This is a genomic window from Sodalis sp. RH19 (assembly GCF_047324215.1).
In the GTDB taxonomy this organism is placed as follows: domain Bacteria; phylum Pseudomonadota; class Gammaproteobacteria; order Enterobacterales; family Enterobacteriaceae; genus Acerihabitans.
Genome location: NZ_CP178734.1, coordinates 4,253,535 through 4,271,830, shown reverse-complemented (window position 1 = coordinate 4,271,830; position 18,296 = coordinate 4,253,535). Strand labels below are relative to the sequence as shown.

Here is an 18,296-nt window from a genome sequence, read left to right as displayed (position 1 = left end):
AATAAACGGTGACTATAACCGCGGATAATTGACAGGCGGACCCGTCGTTACACCGGCAGGGTATAGGAAATATTGCCGGCCAGCACGGCGGGAACATTGGCTTGTTGCGCGGCTTCGCCGCCGCCCCATACGCTGACCCGTGAGTCATCCTGTAGCGCGGCGAAAGACCTTCTACCGCCATAGATAGCGCGTATATTACGTAAGTATGTGATATTTAATGGAGGGTTTCCCCCTGCGAATGACGAGCCCCATGCCGCCACGCTACCATCGGCGCGCAGGGCGGCAAAGGCTGTTTCCGTACTGCTCAGAGAGACAATATCCCTTAAACTGCCGATGACGCCCGGCAGGGGGCCGCCAAAGTATTCATGACCCCATGCTACGACACTGCCATTTTGACGTAGAGCGGCAAACGCGCCTCCGTTGCCGCACAGGGCGATGATATCCCGTAACGTGGCGATTGCCATAGGCACAGACCCGCCATACTGCGCGGTACCCCATGCGACGACGCCTCCGCCTCTGCGTAAGGCCGCAAATGCATAGTTTGCCGACACTACGCTGATAATATCGGTTAGCGCGCCGATTTCCGGCGGGAGTTGCTGCCCCCCTCCCCAGGACAATACGCTGCCATTGCGCCTGAGTAGGGTGAAGGTAAGGTTTGATGCGCTTACGCTTATGATATCGCGTAATACTTCGGCTTCCGGTGGCACGATGCCACCGCCTGAAACTGTGCCCCAGGCCACCACGCTACCGTCCTGGCGCAACGCGCTAAAGGCATTAGCCGTTGCCCGCAGGCTGACGATATCGCGAAGTTGGCTGATGTTGTAGGGCACCGACCCGCCTTCGGACGGCGAACCCCAGGCCACCACCCCGCCGTTTTGCCGAATGGCGGCAAAAGCAAAATCACAGGCGCACAGGCTTATAATGTCACGTAAATTACCTATGTCGGCAGGTACCTCCCCGCCCCGGCCCGCGATCCCCCAGCCGATCACGCCGCCATTTTGCCTCAGGCCGGCAAAGGCGTTAAGCGTGGCGCAAAGCGTCACGATATCGCGCAGGCCGGCTATTGCCCCCGGCACCGTTGCTTCAGCATTCCCCCATGCTACAACGCTGCCATTATTAAGGCAGGCGGCCACAGCACCGAAATGATTGTCATTGATTATTACGTTCAACGGTCGTATCCGCGCCGTCGCACCGCCGGCCGTGACCCGCAAAATTTTTTCCGGCTTGGTATCAATAAAATACGCGCCGCTGACGCTAATCGATTCACCTTCATATTGCCAATGGGCGTTAAGTAATGTGCGATCCATACGGTTAAGCGCGGTTAACAGCGTGGGATTCCCCGTGTATCTCGCCGTTTGCTGGGATCGCCGCCCCATGACCCAGGGTATCATGCCCGGCGTCCCCGGCGGGTGGAATTGCGACGTAACGGAATCTATCGCGCCGGGTCGGTTAATGAGAATGGCCTGTACGATAACAGTTTCCGCACTTTGATTAGTGAAAAAAACCTGGGCCCTGCCCGTTACGCCGGTACGAAGTTGCTGTGTTGCTAAGCCATTGGTAAATCGCGCGTTGCCGGATAAGGTAAACAGGGTATCTTCATTTGCCAGCAAAATGTCGTTATCCCGTAAGGCTGTTGCCGTCGCGCTATTGGTATCCTGCCCGTCTGCGGTTGCGGATGAGGTGGCGGATAGCGATACTGAAAATTCCTGGCGCATGTTTGCAAGATAATACATAGGCGATTCTCCTATCTATCCCTGACATAACCGGGTGCCGCAATGCCGGGGACCGGTTGCGCGACGAAATCGGTATTCAGCGTGAATGCCCCACCGGCAACCTGCGGCAGCCGCAGGATCACCGTCACCCTCTCGACATAGGTATTAGTGATATTGATAGCGACCGAATTGTCGCTGTTCAACGCGATGGTGGCGGCTTGCGCGTTGTAGCCGGCAATAACGGCATGCCCGTTTACCCTAACGTCGATTTCGGTGATATATATGCCCCCGGCCTGGGGGCGGGTTTGCAGGTAAATAGAATTCTGCGTGCGGCCATTCGCCGGAGCATGAGTGGTAAAGTTTATGGCTTCGATATTTTCATTGCCAATTTTATAAGGACCAAAAATCATGGTGTCGTGCAATACGCGATCGGGCCTGTCGGTTTCATAGGCTGTTAAATATATCATTACTTGTCTTGGCGAATACACCTTAAAAAATCCAAGCCCATTTTGGTCTAAAAAAAAGCTATATTTCTGACTGTGCGACTCATAAATAAAAGCAGGTTCGCTAACAGTGACATTAACCTGGGCAGTTGGCCTCCCCACCAATGCCCCTTGATTAAACGGTTCTACATTAATAGCGTCGTAATCAATACTGGCGGCATTGGTTGAAACCGCCATAGCCAACGGGGGTGAAGGCGCCTGGCTATTGCCGGTTATAAAGACCTCCGCCGCCGGCGATGTACTCGTTTGATTAAACGTATCTGTGACCGTATAGAATAGCGTGTTATTTCCGTTCGGAACATTATACGCCGGGATAATTGTAGAAAATGGCGGTTCATTGGCTAAATCCATAATAATGCGCTGGAGTACTGATGTTCCATTAAATATGAGATCAATATAATCGCCCAGCCCTGCGGTCACATAGCGGGGAACAATTACAATCAGTCCCCCCGCCACCGCCAAATCGTTTCCGGTAACGACACCCTCTTTTTTTTGAGGAACTGTAGGTTCAGGCAATGCCATAGCGTTTCCCCTTTTTGTCCATAATTCACTATTACGGACGATGAGAGCCAGGGTTATGTTCTGGCTCGGGATATTTTGGTAATACGTCTATCCGGGTAACACTGTATTGATCAATACTCTTGTAATATTGGAAACACTAACTGCATTTGTAATACGATTGATAATGCTATAAGAAATACTGCCGTTTACGCCACTGAGTTCCCGGAGATTGAAATAATTTATAGTGGCGTTTGTGCCCACCGTTGAGTTGGTCACGTCACCCTCCGCTACCACCGTACTACGGATAGGTACGCCGGCGTAGGTGCTGAGTGCTAACGTTATTCTGTAATGGTCCCCGTTGGAGACATTCGGCTGGCCACCGGGAATTTGCACTATGACGCCCTGGACCGCGGCATTATAAGTTATACGATAATCGGATATGTAGGGTAATGTTGGCGCGGCCAGAGTTGGAAGACTATAGGGGCTTCCTTCAATAGCAAGAAGCAATGGCGTGGAGGGAAAAAAGCCGTTCTGACTTTCTACTTCATAATAAACAAGGTAGGTTCCGTCAACGAGGTCGACTCCTGCATCCACTAGACCGGAAATATCTATGACCCAAGGGATATTCGTACCATCATAGAATCTTTGCGTTTTAAAAGACCCCCAGTAAAAAGTGAATACGTCGCCAATTGCCAGCACAACCGGGCGATATATGAGTGCCTGGACGCCTTGTTTGATAACGCTACCGGGCAAGACATTTTGTGTCGTCAGACCATTCACGCGCACCGGCAGCAAACTGGCATTAAAATAGATTATATTAATTGATGCGCTATTACCGCCGACAGAAGCTGTTACCGTCGCGGTGCCGAATTGAGGATTTGCCACTGAATTCATCAGCGTATTAGTGGTGATCCCATTATTGTCCGTCTCAGTGACCTGTGTAATTTCACCAAAAGAAGAACTCCAGGTTACCAACGCGTCTCTATGGGGCACCCCCGCCGAACTGGCGAAAAGGCTCAGCGTTACATCCGGGATGACTTGTGGGTTAATATAATAGGTCTCAGAGGTCAAGGATATCTCTACCGCCAGCGGATTTACCGGGCATACCGAATTGTGCTCTGGTGCATAATCAGGTTGATAAAATGTGTCAGACATAAGCACCCCTCTAAGAAATTACGCTAAAATTGCCGGCACAAATACCGGCAAAATTATCTTTTGTTTGTTCATTCCCAATCGGATTTGTTGCACACACATGGGCAATGCGGAAATAAATCAGCATAGATAAAGCATATGTTTATCAGCATCAATGAAATCGGCTAATTCAATATTAAGCGCGGCAATAATCGGAAGTCCATTGCCTTTTTCGCCTTATTACGCCCAAGGCGCTTTTCCTCGCACCGCATGGCCGGATGCCACTATCAAAAAATGAGGCGCGCGGCGTATGCGTATAAGTAAGGAAGGGAAATGTGGGCGATGGATCACACTTTGATGTTTTGCTGACGTCAGTCAGCGGCAAAGTATGCATTTTACTTATCTATCCTGTTAGAATAATACCTCGGTTTTAGCATAAGCGTTTCATCGGCATCGGTGAATAATAGCTGTATAAGCAGCATACACCGTTGTTTAAGCCACTGTCCTACCTACACACGCGTTTTGCAGTTCGTTGTAATCGACGGGCCTTCGTGAGAAGGCCCGTTTTTTTGCATGGCGCAAGGCATGCTTTGGCCATGGATTATCCCCGCGGTCGGAGAAGGGAAGGGATAATGTGGCCGAACTTAATCAGGGTATTAATAATGAGGAGCCGTTGGTTTCACGGTTTTCCAGTGCCTCGTGCGCCCGCCGTGCCTCGCCCAGGGGGTATTTTTGCCGCTCCGGTACCGTGATCTTGATGGCGCCGCTGGCAATCATCGAGAACAATTCGTTACTGGCAAATTTCAGCTCTTCGCGATTGGTGACATATCCGTTAAGCGAGGGACGGGTAACGTACAGCGAGCCTTTTTGGTTCAGGATGGCCAGGTTAACGCCGGTCACCGGGCCGGACGAGTTGCCGAAGCTGACCATCAGGCCGCGCCGGCGCAGGCTGTCCAGCGAAGCTTCCCAGGTGTTTTTACCCACTGAATCATACACCACGCTCACCTTGTTCCCCTGGGTCAGCGCCGCAACGCGTTCCGGCACGTTTTCTTCCCGGTAGTTGATGATTTCCCAGGCGCCGGCCTCTTTGGCCAGGGCGGCTTTTTCCTGCGAGCCGACGGTGCCAATCATCTTGGCGCCCAGCGCCTTGGCCCACTGGCAGGCAATGCGGCCGACACCTCCGGCGGCGGCGTGAAACAGGAAAATTTCATTCGGTTTGATTTCGTAGGTCTGGCGCAGCAGGTAAAAGACGGTCAGGCCTTTCAAAAATGACGCTGCGGCCTGCTCAAACGAAATGGCGTCGGGCAGGAGGGCGATATTTTTTTCCGGCACGTTATGCACGTCGCTATAGGCGCCCAGGGGCGACTGCGCATACACCACCCGATCGCCCGCCTTCAGCCCGGAGACACCGGCGCCCACCTTGATGATAATGCCGGCGGCCTCGGTCCCCAGGCCCGACGGCTTGGCGGGCGTCGGGTATAACCCGCTGCGTACATAGGTATCGATGTAATTGATGCCTATGGCTTTATTCGCAACCTGCACCTCGCCCGCCGCCGGATCCGCCGGGTTAAACTCCACGTATTGCATCACTTCCGGTCCGCCGTTGGCGGCAAACTGAATGCGCTTGGCCATGTCTGTTCCTCGCTTGGACAATGTTATTTACCCTTTATTTAACCATAAGCGCTTAATACCGGTTTGCAAAGCCGCATAGGATTTGGCGACAATCAACGCTACAATGCTGTTTTACCCAATGTCGCATCTATCAGGCAAAACCATTATTCCATGTCAGAAAAAAAACCAGCCGCCAAAACACAATTTTCCCGTGACCGCCAGGTCGAGGGTCTGAAACTTCCTCCCCATTCGCTGGAAGCGGAGCAGTCGGTATTGGGCGGATTGATGCTGGATAATGAACGTTGGGATAACGTCGCGGAACGCGTCACCGCCAAGGACTTCTTCAATCGTCCCCACCGCCTGATTTTTGGCGAGATGCAGCGTTTGCTGGAGCTGAACAAGCCGATCGATCTAATCACGCTTTCCGAGTCGCTGGAGCAGAAAGGCGATTTGGATTCGGTGGGCGGGTTCGCCTACCTGGCGGAATTATCCAAAAACACGCCCAGCGCGGCCAATATCTCGGCCTATGCCGATATCGTGCGGGAACGGGCGGTGGTGCGTGAAATGATCGCCGTCGCCCACGAAATCGCCGACGCCGGTTACGATCCCCAGGGGCGCAGCAGCGAGGATTTGCTCGATCTGGCGGAATCCAGGGTATTCCAGATTGCCGAAAACCGCGCCAGCAAGGATGAAGGTCCCAAGAGCATCGACCGCATCCTGGAAGACACCGTGGCGCGCATCGAGCAGTTGTACCAAAAACCGCATGACGGCGTTACCGGCGTCTCAAGCGGTTATTCCGATCTGGATAAAAAAACCGCCGGCCTGCAGAAATCCGATTTGATTATCATCGCGGCGCGCCCGTCGATGGGTAAAACCACGTTCGCCATGAACCTGTGTGAAAACGCCGCTATGACCGAGGATAAACCGGTGCTGATTTTCAGCCTGGAAATGCCCGGCGAGCAAATCATGATGCGTATGCTGGCGTCACTGTCCCGCGTCGATCAGACGCGTATCCGCACCGGCCAGCTGGACGATGAGGACTGGGCGCGAATTTCCAGCACCATGGGCATCCTGCTGGAAAAACGCAATATGTATATCGATGACTCGTCGGGGCTGACGCCGACCGATGTACGCTCGCGCGCCCGGCGGGTTTTTCGCGAGCACGACGGCCTGAGCCTTATCATGATCGACTACCTGCAGCTGATGCGCGTGCCGCAGTTGTCGGAAAACCGTACCCTGGAAATCGCCGAAATTTCCCGTTCGCTGAAAGCGTTGGCAAAAGAATTGCAGGTACCGGTAGTGGCGCTGTCCCAGCTCAATCGCGGCCTGGAGCAGCGCGCCGATAAACGTCCGATCAACTCCGATCTGCGTGAATCCGGCTCCATCGAGCAGGATGCCGATCTGATCATGTTTATCTATCGTGACGAGGTCTATCACGAAAACAGCGATATGAAAGGTATCGCGGAAATTATTCTCGGCAAGCAACGTAACGGCCCGATCGGGACGGTACGGCTGACCTTTAACGGACAGTGGTCGCGGTTCGATAGTTACGCCGGGCCGCAATATGATGATGATTAACAACCAGGACAAGGATAATGAAAACGGCAATCGCCGTTATTGACCGTGATGCGTTGCGCCATAACCTACGGCAGGTTCGCCGGTTGGCGCCGCATAGCCGCGTGGTGGCGGTGGTAAAAGCGCAGGCATATGGTCATGGGCTGCTGGAAACCGCGTTCGCCGTGCAGGATGAGGCCGATTATTTTGGCGTTGCGCGTCTTGACGAGGCGCTTCAGCTGCGCAAAGCCGGCATCACCAAGCCGATTTTGCTGTTGGAGGGATTTTTCAGCGCCGATGAGCTGCCGCTCCTGGCCGAATACCGTCTCGCCACCGCGGTGCACAGCCCCGAGGAGCTGCAGGCGCTGGAACAGGCTACGCTGGCGCATCCCCTCGAGGTCTGGCTGAAGCTGGATACCGGCATGCACCGCCTGGGCGTACGTCCGTCCCAGGCCGAGGCGTTCTACGCGCGGCTGGCGGCCTGTCGGAATGTCGCCGGGCCGGTGAATATCATGAGCCACTTCGCCCGCGCCGACGAGCCGGAGCTGGATACCACCCGCCGGCAACTGGCCGTTTTCGACGCCTTCGCGCAGGGCAGGCCGGGCAAACAATCCATTGCCGCTTCCGGCGGCATCCTGCTGTGGCCGCAATCCCACCGCGATATGGTGCGCCCCGGCATCCTGCTCTACGGCGTCTCGCCGCTTGATAACAACACGGCGGCGAACGACGGTTTTCGCCCGGCGATGACCCTCGCCTCCGTGCTGATTGCGGTGCGCCGCCATCGTGCCGGCGAAGCCTGCGGTTACGGCGGCACCTGGGTCAGCCCGCGCGATACCCGCCTCGGCGTGGTGGCGTTCGGCTACGGCGACGGTTATCCGCGCAGCGCGCCGAACGGCACCCCGGTGCTGGTTAATGGCCGCGAAGTGCCGCTGGCGGGGAGGGTTTCCATGGATATGCTGACCGTCGATCTCGGGCCGGACGGGCGTGAGCGCGTGGGCGACCGCGTCGAGCTGTGGGGGCCGCGGCTTCCGGTGGAACGCATTGCCGCCGCCAGCGGCATCAGCGCCTATGAGCTTATCACCAAGGTCACCTCGCGGGTCGCGCGCGAGTATGTGGATGGCGGCGACATCCGTTAAATTTTAATTAGGGTTATGACAAATAATTATATTTATTTGGTAATGTAGTGGCGAGGTTTCATATTTGAACCCGACAACCCAGGAGAGCTGCACTGTGTTCCAGAATGTTGATGCTTATGCGGGGGATCCAATCCTGTCGCTGATGGAAACCTACAAACAGGACCCGCGACCGGACAAAGTCAACCTGAGCATAGGGCTGTATTACAATGAGCAGGCGATTATTCCGCAATTGAAATCGGTGGCGCAAGCCGAATCCCTGCTTGAAGTCAGCCCGACGCAGGCATCATCCTACCTGCCGATGGCGGGACTGGCCTCGTACCGTTCCGCCAGCCAGTCGCTGCTGTTCGGTGAGCATCATCCGATGCGCGCGGCGTTGCGCATTGCCACCATCCAGACCCTGGGCGGCTCGGGAGGGTTAAGGATTGGCGCGGATTTCCTCAGGGATTATTTCCCGCAGTCCGAAGTCTGGGTCAGCGATCCGACTTGGGAAAATCATGTGGCCATTTTTTCCGGCGCAGGGTTTAAGGTCAACCGTTATCCCTATTTTGACGGCGAAACGCTGACGGTCAATGTCAGCGCCATGCTGGAATGCCTGCGCCAGTTGCCGGCCCAGAGCATCGTGCTGCTGCATCCGTGCTGCCACAACCCCACCGGTTCCGATCTCACCCGCGAACAATGGGACCGGGTTATCAGCGTGGTGGCGGAGCGGGAACTCATCCCGTTCCTGGATATTGCCTACCAGGGCTTTGGCGAAGGATTGGATGAGGATGCCTATGCGGTGCGCGAAATGGCGCGGCTGGGACTGCCCTGCCTGGTAAGCCAGTCGTTCTCGAAAATTTTCTCGCTCTATGCCGAGCGGGTGGGAACGTTGTCCGTGGTCTGCGCCAGCGCGGAAGAAGCCGGGCGCGTTCTGGGCCAGCTGACGTCCACCGTGCGCCGTAACTATTCCAGCCCGCCTAATTTTGGCGCGCAGGTGGTGGCGCGGGTGCTTAACGATCCGGCGCTGTACGCGCTGTGGCGTGAGGAAGTCGCCGCCATGCGCGCGCGTATCCTGCAGATGCGCCGGGACCTGGTGGGCGCGCTGAAAGTCGCGTTGCCCGCGCGTCGTTTTGACTATTTGCTGGAGCAGCGCGGCATGTTCAGCTATACCGGCCTTAGCCCGCGGCAGGTGGACCGGCTGCGCGACGAGTTTGGCGTTTATCTGATTGGCAGCGGCCGGATGTGCCTCGCCGGTCTGAACACCGATAACGTCCAGCGGGTAGCGCGGGCTATCGCCGCGCTGTAATGTGCCCGGCAATGCCCTGACGGCCCGTCGCGCGTTTTGCCGGCGGCGGGCCGCCGGCGCCTGCCATGAACGCCCGCTTTTCTCCGGTTCCCCCTCTATTAATCACCCCTTTCCACGCCGGTATGCCCCTATGCTCGCGCTGCTATACTTAAACTTACTGAAAGGAGCCTGAACTATGTGGCATCAACAAACCCTGATCCTGAAAGCCCGCGCGCGCGGTTTTCACCTGGTCACCGACGAGATAGCCGGCCAGCTCCCCGCGCTTGCCGATATTCGCACCGGCCTGCTGCATTTATTGCTGCAGCATACTTCCGCCTCGCTGACGCTGAATGAAAACTGCGACCCCAGCGTCAGAACCGATATGGAAAGCCATTTCCTGCGCCAGGTGCCCGAGGACGCCCCCTATGAACATGATTACGAAGGCGCGGACGATATGCCCGCGCACATTAAATCGTCTTTACTGGGTGCGTCACTGTTGATCCCCATCGGTCGGGGTAAATTGCTATTGGGGACCTGGCAGGGCATCTGGCTGGGTGAACATCGTAATCGGGGAGGGGAGCGCCGCATCGTCGCTACCCTGCAAGGGGAGTAAATATGGATCAATCCACATTTCTGGCGTATTGCATGGATAAGCCGGGCACGGAACAGAGCCTGCGGCAAGAATGGCAGGCCAGTCAGGTAAAAGTGGGGGAGGTTATGTTCGCCATGACCCACGAAATGAATGGCAAGCCCGTGATTTCACTGAAAAGCAGTCCGGAAATGGCGGCATCGCTGCGCGCGGAATATCAAGCCATCGTGCCGTGCGGCCTGTTGAATAAAACGCACTGGAATACGCTGTTCCTGGACGGGGATATCCCTGATTCGCAGTTTTATCACCTGGCCGACGCCTCCTGGCAGCTGGCGGTGGAATCGCTGCCGGACGCGCGGCGCCAGGAACTGAATATCTGACAGGGCGAAAACGCGCTCACCCCGCGGCGGCGCCTGTGCCGTTACGCCGCGCCGTATTTTCCCCAGTCGCTAATTAAAGCGCCATACAGCGCTACGGCCTGCCGTAGTTTATCCACCGCGCAGTATTCGTCGGTTTGATGCGCCATCGTCGGTTCACCGGGGCCGAGGATAATGCACGGCGGCGCGCCCAGCGCGCCCAGCAGCAGCGAGGCGTCGGTAAAATAGGGCACCACGCGCGGCTCTGGCTGCGCGTCATGCAGCGGGGCGCAGCGTTCGAATACCCGGCGGATCCAGGCGTTGCGGGGCTCGGTCAGTATCGCGGGCAGATCCACAAGCGTCGTCACCGTCACGGTATCGCCCAGCGCGGTGGTCAGCCGCTGGCGGATTTCGTCATGACGCAGATTGGGCGCGGTGCGGATATCCACGTCAAATTGGCTATGGTCCGGTACCGAATTGATATTCAGCCCGCCGCGGATGGTGCCGACGTTCAGGGTGGGCTGTTTCATCAGCGGATGCGGCGCGCCCGGCGCGAAATGACGGATCTTGCCTATTGCCTCGGCGGCCAGGTAAATGGCGTTGATACCCAACTCCGGCATGGCGCCGTGGGCGGTTTTTCCCCGGGTTTCGCAGCGCAGCCACAAGGCGCCCTTATGGCCGATGACCGGATAGTTGGCGGTGGGTTCGCCGACAATCAGCGCGCCTGCCGCCGGCAATGTGTCGCGCGCCGCGTCGATCAACGCCCGGGCGCCGTCGCAGCCGGTTTCCTCGCCGCCGGTTAAAACCAGCACCACGCCGGGGCCTGCCAGGATGGCGTCGCGATACTGGCGGCAGGCGACGATAAAGGCGGCGATGGCCGCTTTCATATCGCTGGCGCCGCGCCCGTACAGCCGGCCGTCGCTGATTTCGCCCGCAAAGGGGTCAAAACGCCACTCCGCGTTGCCGAGCGGCACGGTATCCACATGGCCGGTGAACGCCAGCGGTTTCTCGTCGGCCCGCCGGCCCGCGAGGCGGGCCACCAGGTTAAACCGCCGCTCGCCGAACCGCTTGAGATCGATGCTGAATCCCTGTTCCCGCAGATAATCCGCCAGGAATGCCATGCATAAAGACTCGTCGCCGGGCGGATTGATGGTATTAAACCGCACCAGGGCGCGGGTGAGTGAAATAACGTCATCGTTCGGGTTCATGGCTTGGTCCGCAATCAGCGCCACGGGGGCGATGCCCCGCGGCATTCAGCGCGTAAAGACACGCCGGGGATTATCGATCATCAGGGTTTCCAACTGCTCGCCGCTGATGCCGTGGCGCCGCAGGCGCGGTACAAAATGCTTGAGAATATAACCATAGCCATGGCCGCCATAGCGGGTCAGCATGGTTTTCAGGAATACATCCTGGGACAGCAGCACCTGTTGAATAAACCCGTCGTCGATAAGCTCGCGAATGGCGCGGGCGTTTTCTTCGTCCGACGGCGATTGCGCGGCTTCATCGGCATAATAATAACCCATGCCGATCATATCGTATTCCAGGAACGCGCCGCGCCGCGCCAGATCGCGCTGATAGGTTTTATCCTGGAAACTGGGGTTCATATGGCACAGCACCACATGGCGCAGGTCGGCGCCCTCATGCTCCAGGATGTCCAGCACCCGGTGGCCGTGGCGTTCCCAGCCCGGCAAATGGATTTCCATCGGCACGCCGGTGGCGGCGCTGGCGCGTCCGGCGGCGCGCAGCGATTTTTCTTCATCCGGCGTAAACGCGGCGGATACGCCGATTTCGCCGATAAGCCCGGCGATAACCAGCGGTTTTTCCACGGCGCCGCCGACATCGTAGATAAGCTGCTCCGTTAACTGTTCCACCGATCGGGTCTTGACGTAGGCCGGATGCGAGGGTTCCAGGTAAAAGCCGGTGCCCATCACGATATTCAGGCCGGTAAGGCGCGAAATGCGCTGCAACGCCAGCGGATCGCGGCCGATGCCGATATTCGTGGGATCAACTACCGTTTCGCCGCCGAGCGCGCGAAATTTCATCAGCTCCGCCACCGCCAGCTCCGGGTCGAACAGCTGGCAATTATCGCGGCTGGCCAGGGGATTGAGCGCCAGTTCGCCGAGGTTTTCCATCCGCACCGGCATTTCGGCCAGGTGGCGTTCGCTGCAGCAGCAGGGCGGCACCCATTTGCCGGAAGCATCCAGCAGAATATGCTCATGCATCAGGGTCACCCCCATCCGCGCCACCGGCAGCGGGCCGAGCACCGTCATCACATAACCGCTGTCCACGCCGAGCGGCAGCGGATCGGCATGGCGGAAAATCGAGTTTTGCATCCTGTCTATCCTTTGGTCGGCACGGGATTAAAAATGCGGGTATTGAGCCAGATTGCCAGCAGGATTATGGTGCCGGTGGCAATTTGGGTATAAAACGGCGATATATGCGACAGGATCAGTCCGTTTTGGATTACGGCAATGGACAGGGCGCCCAGCAGGGTACCGATAATGGTGCCGAATCCGCCGAACAGGCTGGTGCTGCCGAGCACCACCGCGGCGATAACCTGCAGCTCGAATCCCTCGCCCTGGTTGGAAGAACCGCTGCCCAGGCGGGCGGTAATAATCATTCCCGCCAGCGCGGCGCTCATGCCGCTTAGCACATACACCCACAGGGTGGTGGCGCGGGTATTGACCCCCGCGCGCCTGACCCCTTCGGTGTTGGAGCCGATGCCGGTGACATAACGGCCGAAACGGGTGTGATTAAGCAAAACATGCCCGCAAAGCAGGGCCAGCACGCCCAGGATGGCCGGCAAGGGCAACCCTATCACCCATGCCCGTCCCAGCAGGGTAAAAGGGCTATCGGCCGGGATGGGAATGGAATAGCCCTGGGTTATCAGCAGCGCCACGCCGCGCACCACCGCAAGCGTCGCCAGGGTGACGATAAAGGCCGGGATGCCTTCGTAGGCGATAAAATACCCGTTAAGCACGCCTATCATCCCGCCGAGCGCCAGGCCGCCCAGCAGCACCACCGGCCAGGGCAATCCCCAGTTATTTAGTGCAATGGCGGACAGCGCGCCCACCAGGGCCAGGGTGGATCCTACCGACAGGTCGATGCCGCCGGTGGTGATCACAAGCGTCATGGCCGTGGCGACAATGAGCAGCGGCGCGCTCTGGCGAATAATATTCAGCCAGTTGGCGCCGCTGAGGAAGTTATCGGTAATCAGCGCAAACACCACGCAGCAGAACAGGCAAAACAGCGCGATGCTGACCACGCCGGAGTGATTGTGCAGGATGCGTCTTGGCAGGGAGTGCCGGATCATTCGGGTACTGGTCATATTTATCATACTCATGCGGAGATCCCCCGTTAATGGGCGCGGGCGGAATGCGCCTCGAACTTTTCGCCAACAATAAGGTTAACGATTTCCGCCAGGCTGGTATCGGCCACCCGGCGGTCGGCAACATTCGTGCCCTCGTACATCACCATAATGCGATCGCATACCAGGAACAGATCCTGTAAGCGGTGGGTAATCAGGATCACGCTGACCCCGCGGGCGCTGACGCGTTTGATTAACGCCAGAACCGCCTCCACCTCGGCCACCGCCAGCGCGGCGGTCGGCTCATCCATGATCAGCACCTTGGGTTCGAATGCCGCGGCGCGGGCGATGGCGATGGCCTGCCGTTGCCCGCCGGACAGGTTGCGCACCAGCAGACGGGTATCGGGAATGGAAATGCCCAGCCCCTGCAGCATGTCCCGCGCCTCGGCATGCATTCTTTTTTCATCCAGGAAAGGCATGCCCAGTAGCCGCGTCTGCGGCTCCCGGCCCATAAATAAATTACCGGCCACATCCACCGTGTCGCACAACGATAAATCCTGGTAGACCATTTCGATATGGCAGCGGCGGGCATCGGCGGGCGTGGCGAATCGCTGTTCGCTGCCGTCGATGCGGATGGCGCCGCTGGAGGGGACCACTGCGCCGGATAAAATCTTGGTCAGCGTGGATTTGCCCGCGCCGTTATCGCCGACCAGTCCCAGCACCTCGCCCGGCGCCAGCTTGAGATTGACGCCGCGTAGCGAACGTATGGATCCGTAGGTTTTGGTGATGGCCACCATCTCCACCCGGGGTGGCACCCTCTGTGCTACAGCCATTGATTAACCTCCACTCGTGTTAACAAATACGAAGGGGGGACATGCCGGCCCGCAGGGCCGTCACGCCGGCGTCGGAAATTGCCGTTATTTTCGGTTTGCATTCCTTTGTAAACCGGTTTACCAAAATAACGGGAATCCACTTTCGCCGCTCCACTCGCAATAACGCGCTGCTCATGGATATTTGTATCGCCATACGCCATCAAGCAGCTTTCATGCCATTCAGGATGGGCAGGGGGCGACATAGTCGTGCAATAAACCGGTATTTAACTGTTTTTTAAGATAATAAAAATTATTCGCAACATTGCGATCCCGGACTTGCCGGTCAGGGGGACCGGCGCGGATTACCGCGCCGTGACGCAGGGTTGTGCAGGCATGCGCCGTTATGGTGCAAAAGCGTTAGGCCGGAGCATAGGGTTTAACCGAATCGCGGCCAATCCATTCCACCGGGATGCGGGTAACCTGGGCCACCGCCTGGCCGCCGCCAAGCAGCTTCATCATAATCTCAATGGCGGTGCGGCCCAGCAGCCGGGCGGGCTGGCGAATGGTGGACAGCCGCGGGGTGATAAGCTCGGCATAGCTGGCGTCATCGAAGCCGACCAGCGACAGCGCGTCGGGTGCGCTTTGGCCCCGTTGGCGCAGTCCGTCCAGCAGACCCAGCACCAGATAATCACTGGCGGCGAATACCGCGCTCGGCGCATCCGGCAGCGCCAGCAGCCGGTGCAGGGCGGCCTGGCCAAACTCGCGGCTGTAATCGCCATACAGTACCCATTCCGGCGGGCAGCTCAAACCGGCGCGCGCCATCGCCTGCCTGAATCCTTCATGCCGTTCCCGCACGCTCATCAGGGCGTCGGGACCGCCGACAAAGGCGATACGCCGGTGTCCGGCATCAAGCAAATGCTGGGTGGCCAGTATTCCGCCCTGGACATTATCGACAAAGACCTTAGGCACGGCGCTGCCCGGGATATCCTCGTCAATCAGCACGATGCGCTGATGGCCCAGCAACTCCTCGCGCAGCAGGCCGTTATCGGGCCGGTTGGTCGTGAACAGCAGGCCGTCCACCTGGCAGGTATCCAGCCAGCGGATAAACTGACGCTCCTTGTCGGGATTATTGCGGGTAATGCACAGCACCAGGCTGTAGTGGTGTTCAGAGGCCGCCTCTTCCGCCGCATCGGCCAGCTCGGCAAAAAACGGATTGGTAATATCCGGCAGCACCAGGCCGATAGTCTCGCTGCCGCCTTTGCTCAGGCGGCGCGCCAGGCTGTTGGCCCGATAGTCCAGACTGGCAATGGCATCCTCGATACGCGTAATAGTGGCCTGCGGCAGGACGATGCTGTTATTCAGGTAGCGCGAAACGGTAGCCTTGGACAGGCCCGCCAGAGAGGCGACATCCGACAGTACGACCCTTTTTTTACCCATCCAGCCCACCGCTGTCAGTGAATCCAGCGGTATTGTTAACACATTTTGGTCAGGCGTTTACAGCCTTTTTTTAGCCGGCGCGGGCTCCCGGCTGCTAGCCATAAAAAAATTAGCGCTTGACAAAAAAACGGCGCCGATTAATTGTAATTAACAGTTTACCTGCACCAAAGAGTAACCGGGAGTTATTCCCAAGCCTGTTGGTTCCTGCCGTGAAATAGCCTACATGGACAGGTTATGGTAAGGATTCAGCAGTGACGATGTATGCAAACCCGGCGAAAACGATTTAAGCCCGGGAATGTTTCTTCGCGCTATCAGATATTTGTCCCGCCAAAAAATAATCCTTGATGCGTAACGCGGCTGCCGCTTTACATTTCCCATCATGCCCTGAGCGTTTATTTCCGACGAGGACAACGTTATGTCATTCTATGCCAGTAAAAAAATTATCCGTACTGTAGCATGCTCGCTAAGCGCCGCCGCGCTCGTGGCCGGCGGGGTTTTCTCCGCCGGGGCAATGGCCAAGGACGCGCCGCCCACCTACGCGCTGGTGCAAATTAACCAGCAGGCGTTGTTCTTTAACCTGATGAATAAAGGCGCGCAGGAAGCCGCGAAAGAGAGCGGTAAATCATTGGTCATCTTTAATGCCAACGACAATCCGGTGGCGCAGAATGACGCCATCGAAAACTATATCCAGCAGGGAGTGAAAGGCATCCTGGTGGATGCTATTGATGTCAACGGCATTATGCCCGCCATTAAGGAAGCGGCGGACGCCCATATACCGGTTATCGCCATCGACGCGGTACTCCCGGACGGCCCGCAAAAATCCCAGGTGGGCGTGGATAATGTCAAAGGAGGCCAGATCCTGGGCGATTATTTTACCGATTATGTACAAAAAAATATGAACGGCAAAGCGAAGGTCGGTATTGTCGGCGCCCTGAACTCAGCCATTCAGAATGCCCGGCAGAAAGGTTTTGAAGACGCGATAAAAAAGAATCCGGCGATTACCGTCGCCGATGTGGTGGACGGACGCAATATCCAGGATGATGCCCTGACCGCGGCGGAAAACCTGATCACCGGCAACCCGGATATGACCGCGATTTACGCCACCGGCGAACCGGCGCTGCTCGGTGCCATGGCGGCGGTGGTCAACCAGGGACGCCAGGGCGATATCAAGGTCTTCGGCTGGGATTTGACCGCCCAGGCGATTGCCGGTATCGATCAGGGGTATGTGGCGGCGGTACTGCAGCAGGATCCGCAGAAAATGGGCGCCGAGGCGTTGAAGGCGCTGAACGCGGTAACCGCCGGCAACAGCGTGGAGAAAAATATCCTGGTACCGGCCGCGGTGGTGACCAAAACCAACGTCGATACCTATCGGCCATTGTTTAAATAACGCCGATCGGATCGGTGTTGATGGTCATGGGTGATAACGCCATTACCCGTACGGCATCCCGGCCCGGGCCGGGATGGATGAACGCGTCCGGTCACGCCAGGATGGCGTCAAGCTCGGCGCGGGTGGGAAACGCGCGCAGCGTACCGCTGCGGCCGATGGTGACTGCCGCCGCCAGGCCCGCGTGCCGCAGGGCGATAGCATCCACCGGCAGGTCGCGCCGCAGCGCGGAGGCCAGCATGGCCGCCAAAAAGGTATCGCCCGCGCCGGTGGTGTCGACGACCCGGCAGGGCGCGGCTTCGGCCCGCAGTTGCCGGCCGTCCCTGAACAATACCGCGCCGTCGGCGCCCAGGGTCATGACCAGGGCGCCGTTGCCGCCGGCCAGCAGGCGCCGTGCGGCGTCGGTCCTGTTTTCCAGGGCGGCGTTGAGCAAACGGGCCTCGACGCTGTTCACCACGGCCAAATCGACCAGCGGCCAGAGCCGGGCGAATTCCGTTTTGACCGGCGAGGGATTAAACACGGTGTATAACCGGCGGCTGCGGCAATATTCAAAAATGGCGCGCGTTTTATCAAAGGAGAAATTACCCTGCTGCAAGACGATATCGCCCGGCCGGGCATCGGCCAGGACGGCAGTTATCTGCGCCAGCGCTAACATCCCGGCGGCGGTGGTGGTGGTAATATTGGCGTTATCACCGTCGGCGCTGTTTAAGATAATCGAGGTATCGGTCGCACAATCCAAGGGTTCTTCTGGAAATAATGTTAATGATTCCTGAGCTAATTTATCGCGACACCAGTCACCCTGATGATCGTTGCCGCGGGCGGCGATTAACGTGGTGCTTATTCCGCAGCGGGCCAATATTACGGCCTGATTGGCGCCTTTACCGCCAAGGTCCTGCGATATTTTTCGGCCATGGATCGATGCGCCTTTTTCCGGCAGTTCATCGATTTGATAGGTCTGGTCAACGCCCATATTACCCACGACATAGACGTGCATAACTT

General features: G+C 57.6%; 16 protein-coding genes. 6 read left to right on the top strand and 10 right to left on the bottom strand.

The window, feature by feature from the left end; genetic code table 11:
* Window positions 1-47: 47 nt before the first annotated feature.
* The 4 genes from ACL2XF_RS19240 to ACL2XF_RS19225 all read right to left on the bottom strand — a co-directional run bounded on the left by ACL2XF_RS19240 (window position 48) and on the right by ACL2XF_RS19225 (window position 5,479).
* A complete protein-coding gene (locus ACL2XF_RS19240) occupies window positions 48-1,733 on the bottom strand; it encodes a hypothetical protein (RefSeq protein ID WP_413727374.1) in 1,686 nt (561 codons plus the stop codon).
* Between the two features lie 11 nt (window positions 1,734-1,744).
* On the bottom strand, window positions 1,745-2,737 hold the full coding sequence (locus tag ACL2XF_RS19235) for a hypothetical protein (RefSeq protein WP_413727373.1): 993 nt from the start codon (window positions 2,735-2,737) through the stop codon (window positions 1,745-1,747).
* Between the two features lie 87 nt (window positions 2,738-2,824).
* Window positions 2,825-3,871, bottom strand: coding sequence for a hypothetical protein (locus tag ACL2XF_RS19230; protein WP_410012615.1), 1,047 nt, complete (start codon window positions 3,869-3,871; stop codon window positions 2,825-2,827).
* Window positions 3,872-4,495: 624 nt separating this feature from the next.
* Entirely contained in the window at window positions 4,496-5,479 is a 984-nt protein-coding gene (locus ACL2XF_RS19225; protein WP_413721845.1) for a quinone oxidoreductase, read from the bottom strand.
* Window positions 5,480-5,629: 150 nt separating this feature from the next.
* Between ACL2XF_RS19225 and dnaB the strand changes: the two genes are divergently transcribed.
* From dnaB to ACL2XF_RS19200, 5 genes are all read left to right on the top strand, one after another.
* The gene (dnaB, locus tag ACL2XF_RS19220) at window positions 5,630-7,036 is read left to right on the top strand and encodes a replicative DNA helicase (protein ID WP_410012613.1); all 1,407 of its coding nucleotides are present in this window, start codon (window positions 5,630-5,632) and stop codon (window positions 7,034-7,036) included.
* 17 nt (window positions 7,037-7,053) lie between these two features.
* Complete coding sequence (gene alr / locus ACL2XF_RS19215) at window positions 7,054-8,148, top strand: alanine racemase (protein WP_413727372.1); 1,095 nt, start codon at window positions 7,054-7,056, stop codon at window positions 8,146-8,148.
* Between the two features lie 94 nt (window positions 8,149-8,242).
* Window positions 8,243-9,433, top strand: a complete 1,191-nt coding sequence (locus tag ACL2XF_RS19210) for an aromatic amino acid transaminase (RefSeq protein ID WP_410012611.1) — start codon at window positions 8,243-8,245, stop codon at window positions 9,431-9,433.
* 175 nt (window positions 9,434-9,608) lie between these two features.
* Window positions 9,609-10,025 (top strand): secondary thiamine-phosphate synthase enzyme YjbQ, encoded by a 417-nt coding sequence (locus tag ACL2XF_RS19205; RefSeq protein ID WP_410012610.1) that lies wholly within the window; start codon window positions 9,609-9,611, stop codon window positions 10,023-10,025.
* A 2-nt stretch (window positions 10,026-10,027) separates the two neighbouring features.
* Window positions 10,028-10,381 carry an MmcQ/YjbR family DNA-binding protein gene (locus ACL2XF_RS19200; protein WP_410012609.1) on the top strand — a complete coding sequence of 118 codons (354 nt, stop codon included), beginning with the start codon at window positions 10,028-10,030 and terminating at the stop codon, window positions 10,379-10,381.
* A 41-nt stretch (window positions 10,382-10,422) separates the two neighbouring features.
* Here the strand turns inward: ACL2XF_RS19200 and ACL2XF_RS19195 are convergent, their stop codons facing one another.
* The 5 genes from ACL2XF_RS19195 to ACL2XF_RS19175 form a co-directional block, all read right to left on the bottom strand.
* A complete protein-coding gene (locus ACL2XF_RS19195) occupies window positions 10,423-11,565 on the bottom strand; it encodes a M20 family metallopeptidase (protein WP_413727371.1) in 1,143 nt (380 codons plus the stop codon).
* 45 nt (window positions 11,566-11,610) lie between these two features.
* Window positions 11,611-12,690 (bottom strand): phosphotriesterase, encoded by a 1,080-nt coding sequence (locus tag ACL2XF_RS19190; protein WP_410012607.1) that lies wholly within the window; start codon window positions 12,688-12,690, stop codon window positions 11,611-11,613.
* 5 nt (window positions 12,691-12,695) lie between these two features.
* The gene (locus ACL2XF_RS19185; RefSeq protein ID WP_410016659.1) at window positions 12,696-13,691 is read right to left on the bottom strand and encodes an ABC transporter permease; all 996 of its coding nucleotides are present in this window, start codon (window positions 13,689-13,691) and stop codon (window positions 12,696-12,698) included.
* Between the two features lie 23 nt (window positions 13,692-13,714).
* The gene (locus ACL2XF_RS19180; protein WP_410016658.1) at window positions 13,715-14,461 is read right to left on the bottom strand and encodes an ATP-binding cassette domain-containing protein; all 747 of its coding nucleotides are present in this window, start codon (window positions 14,459-14,461) and stop codon (window positions 13,715-13,717) included.
* A 432-nt stretch (window positions 14,462-14,893) separates the two neighbouring features.
* Window positions 14,894-15,913, bottom strand: a complete 1,020-nt coding sequence (locus ACL2XF_RS19175) for a LacI family DNA-binding transcriptional regulator (RefSeq protein WP_413727370.1) — start codon at window positions 15,911-15,913, stop codon at window positions 14,894-14,896.
* A 415-nt stretch (window positions 15,914-16,328) separates the two neighbouring features.
* Here ACL2XF_RS19175 and ACL2XF_RS19170 point away from each other — a divergent pair, with 415 nt between their 5' ends.
* The gene (locus ACL2XF_RS19170) at window positions 16,329-17,300 is read left to right on the top strand and encodes a substrate-binding domain-containing protein (RefSeq protein ID WP_410012605.1); all 972 of its coding nucleotides are present in this window, start codon (window positions 16,329-16,331) and stop codon (window positions 17,298-17,300) included.
* A gap of 91 nt (window positions 17,301-17,391) precedes the next feature.
* On the opposite strand, the gene ACL2XF_RS19165 is transcribed toward ACL2XF_RS19170, so the two are convergent.
* The gene (locus tag ACL2XF_RS19165) at window positions 17,392-18,291 is read right to left on the bottom strand and encodes a ribokinase (RefSeq protein ID WP_413727369.1); all 900 of its coding nucleotides are present in this window, start codon (window positions 18,289-18,291) and stop codon (window positions 17,392-17,394) included.
* Between the last annotated feature and the right edge of the window lie 5 nt (window positions 18,292-18,296).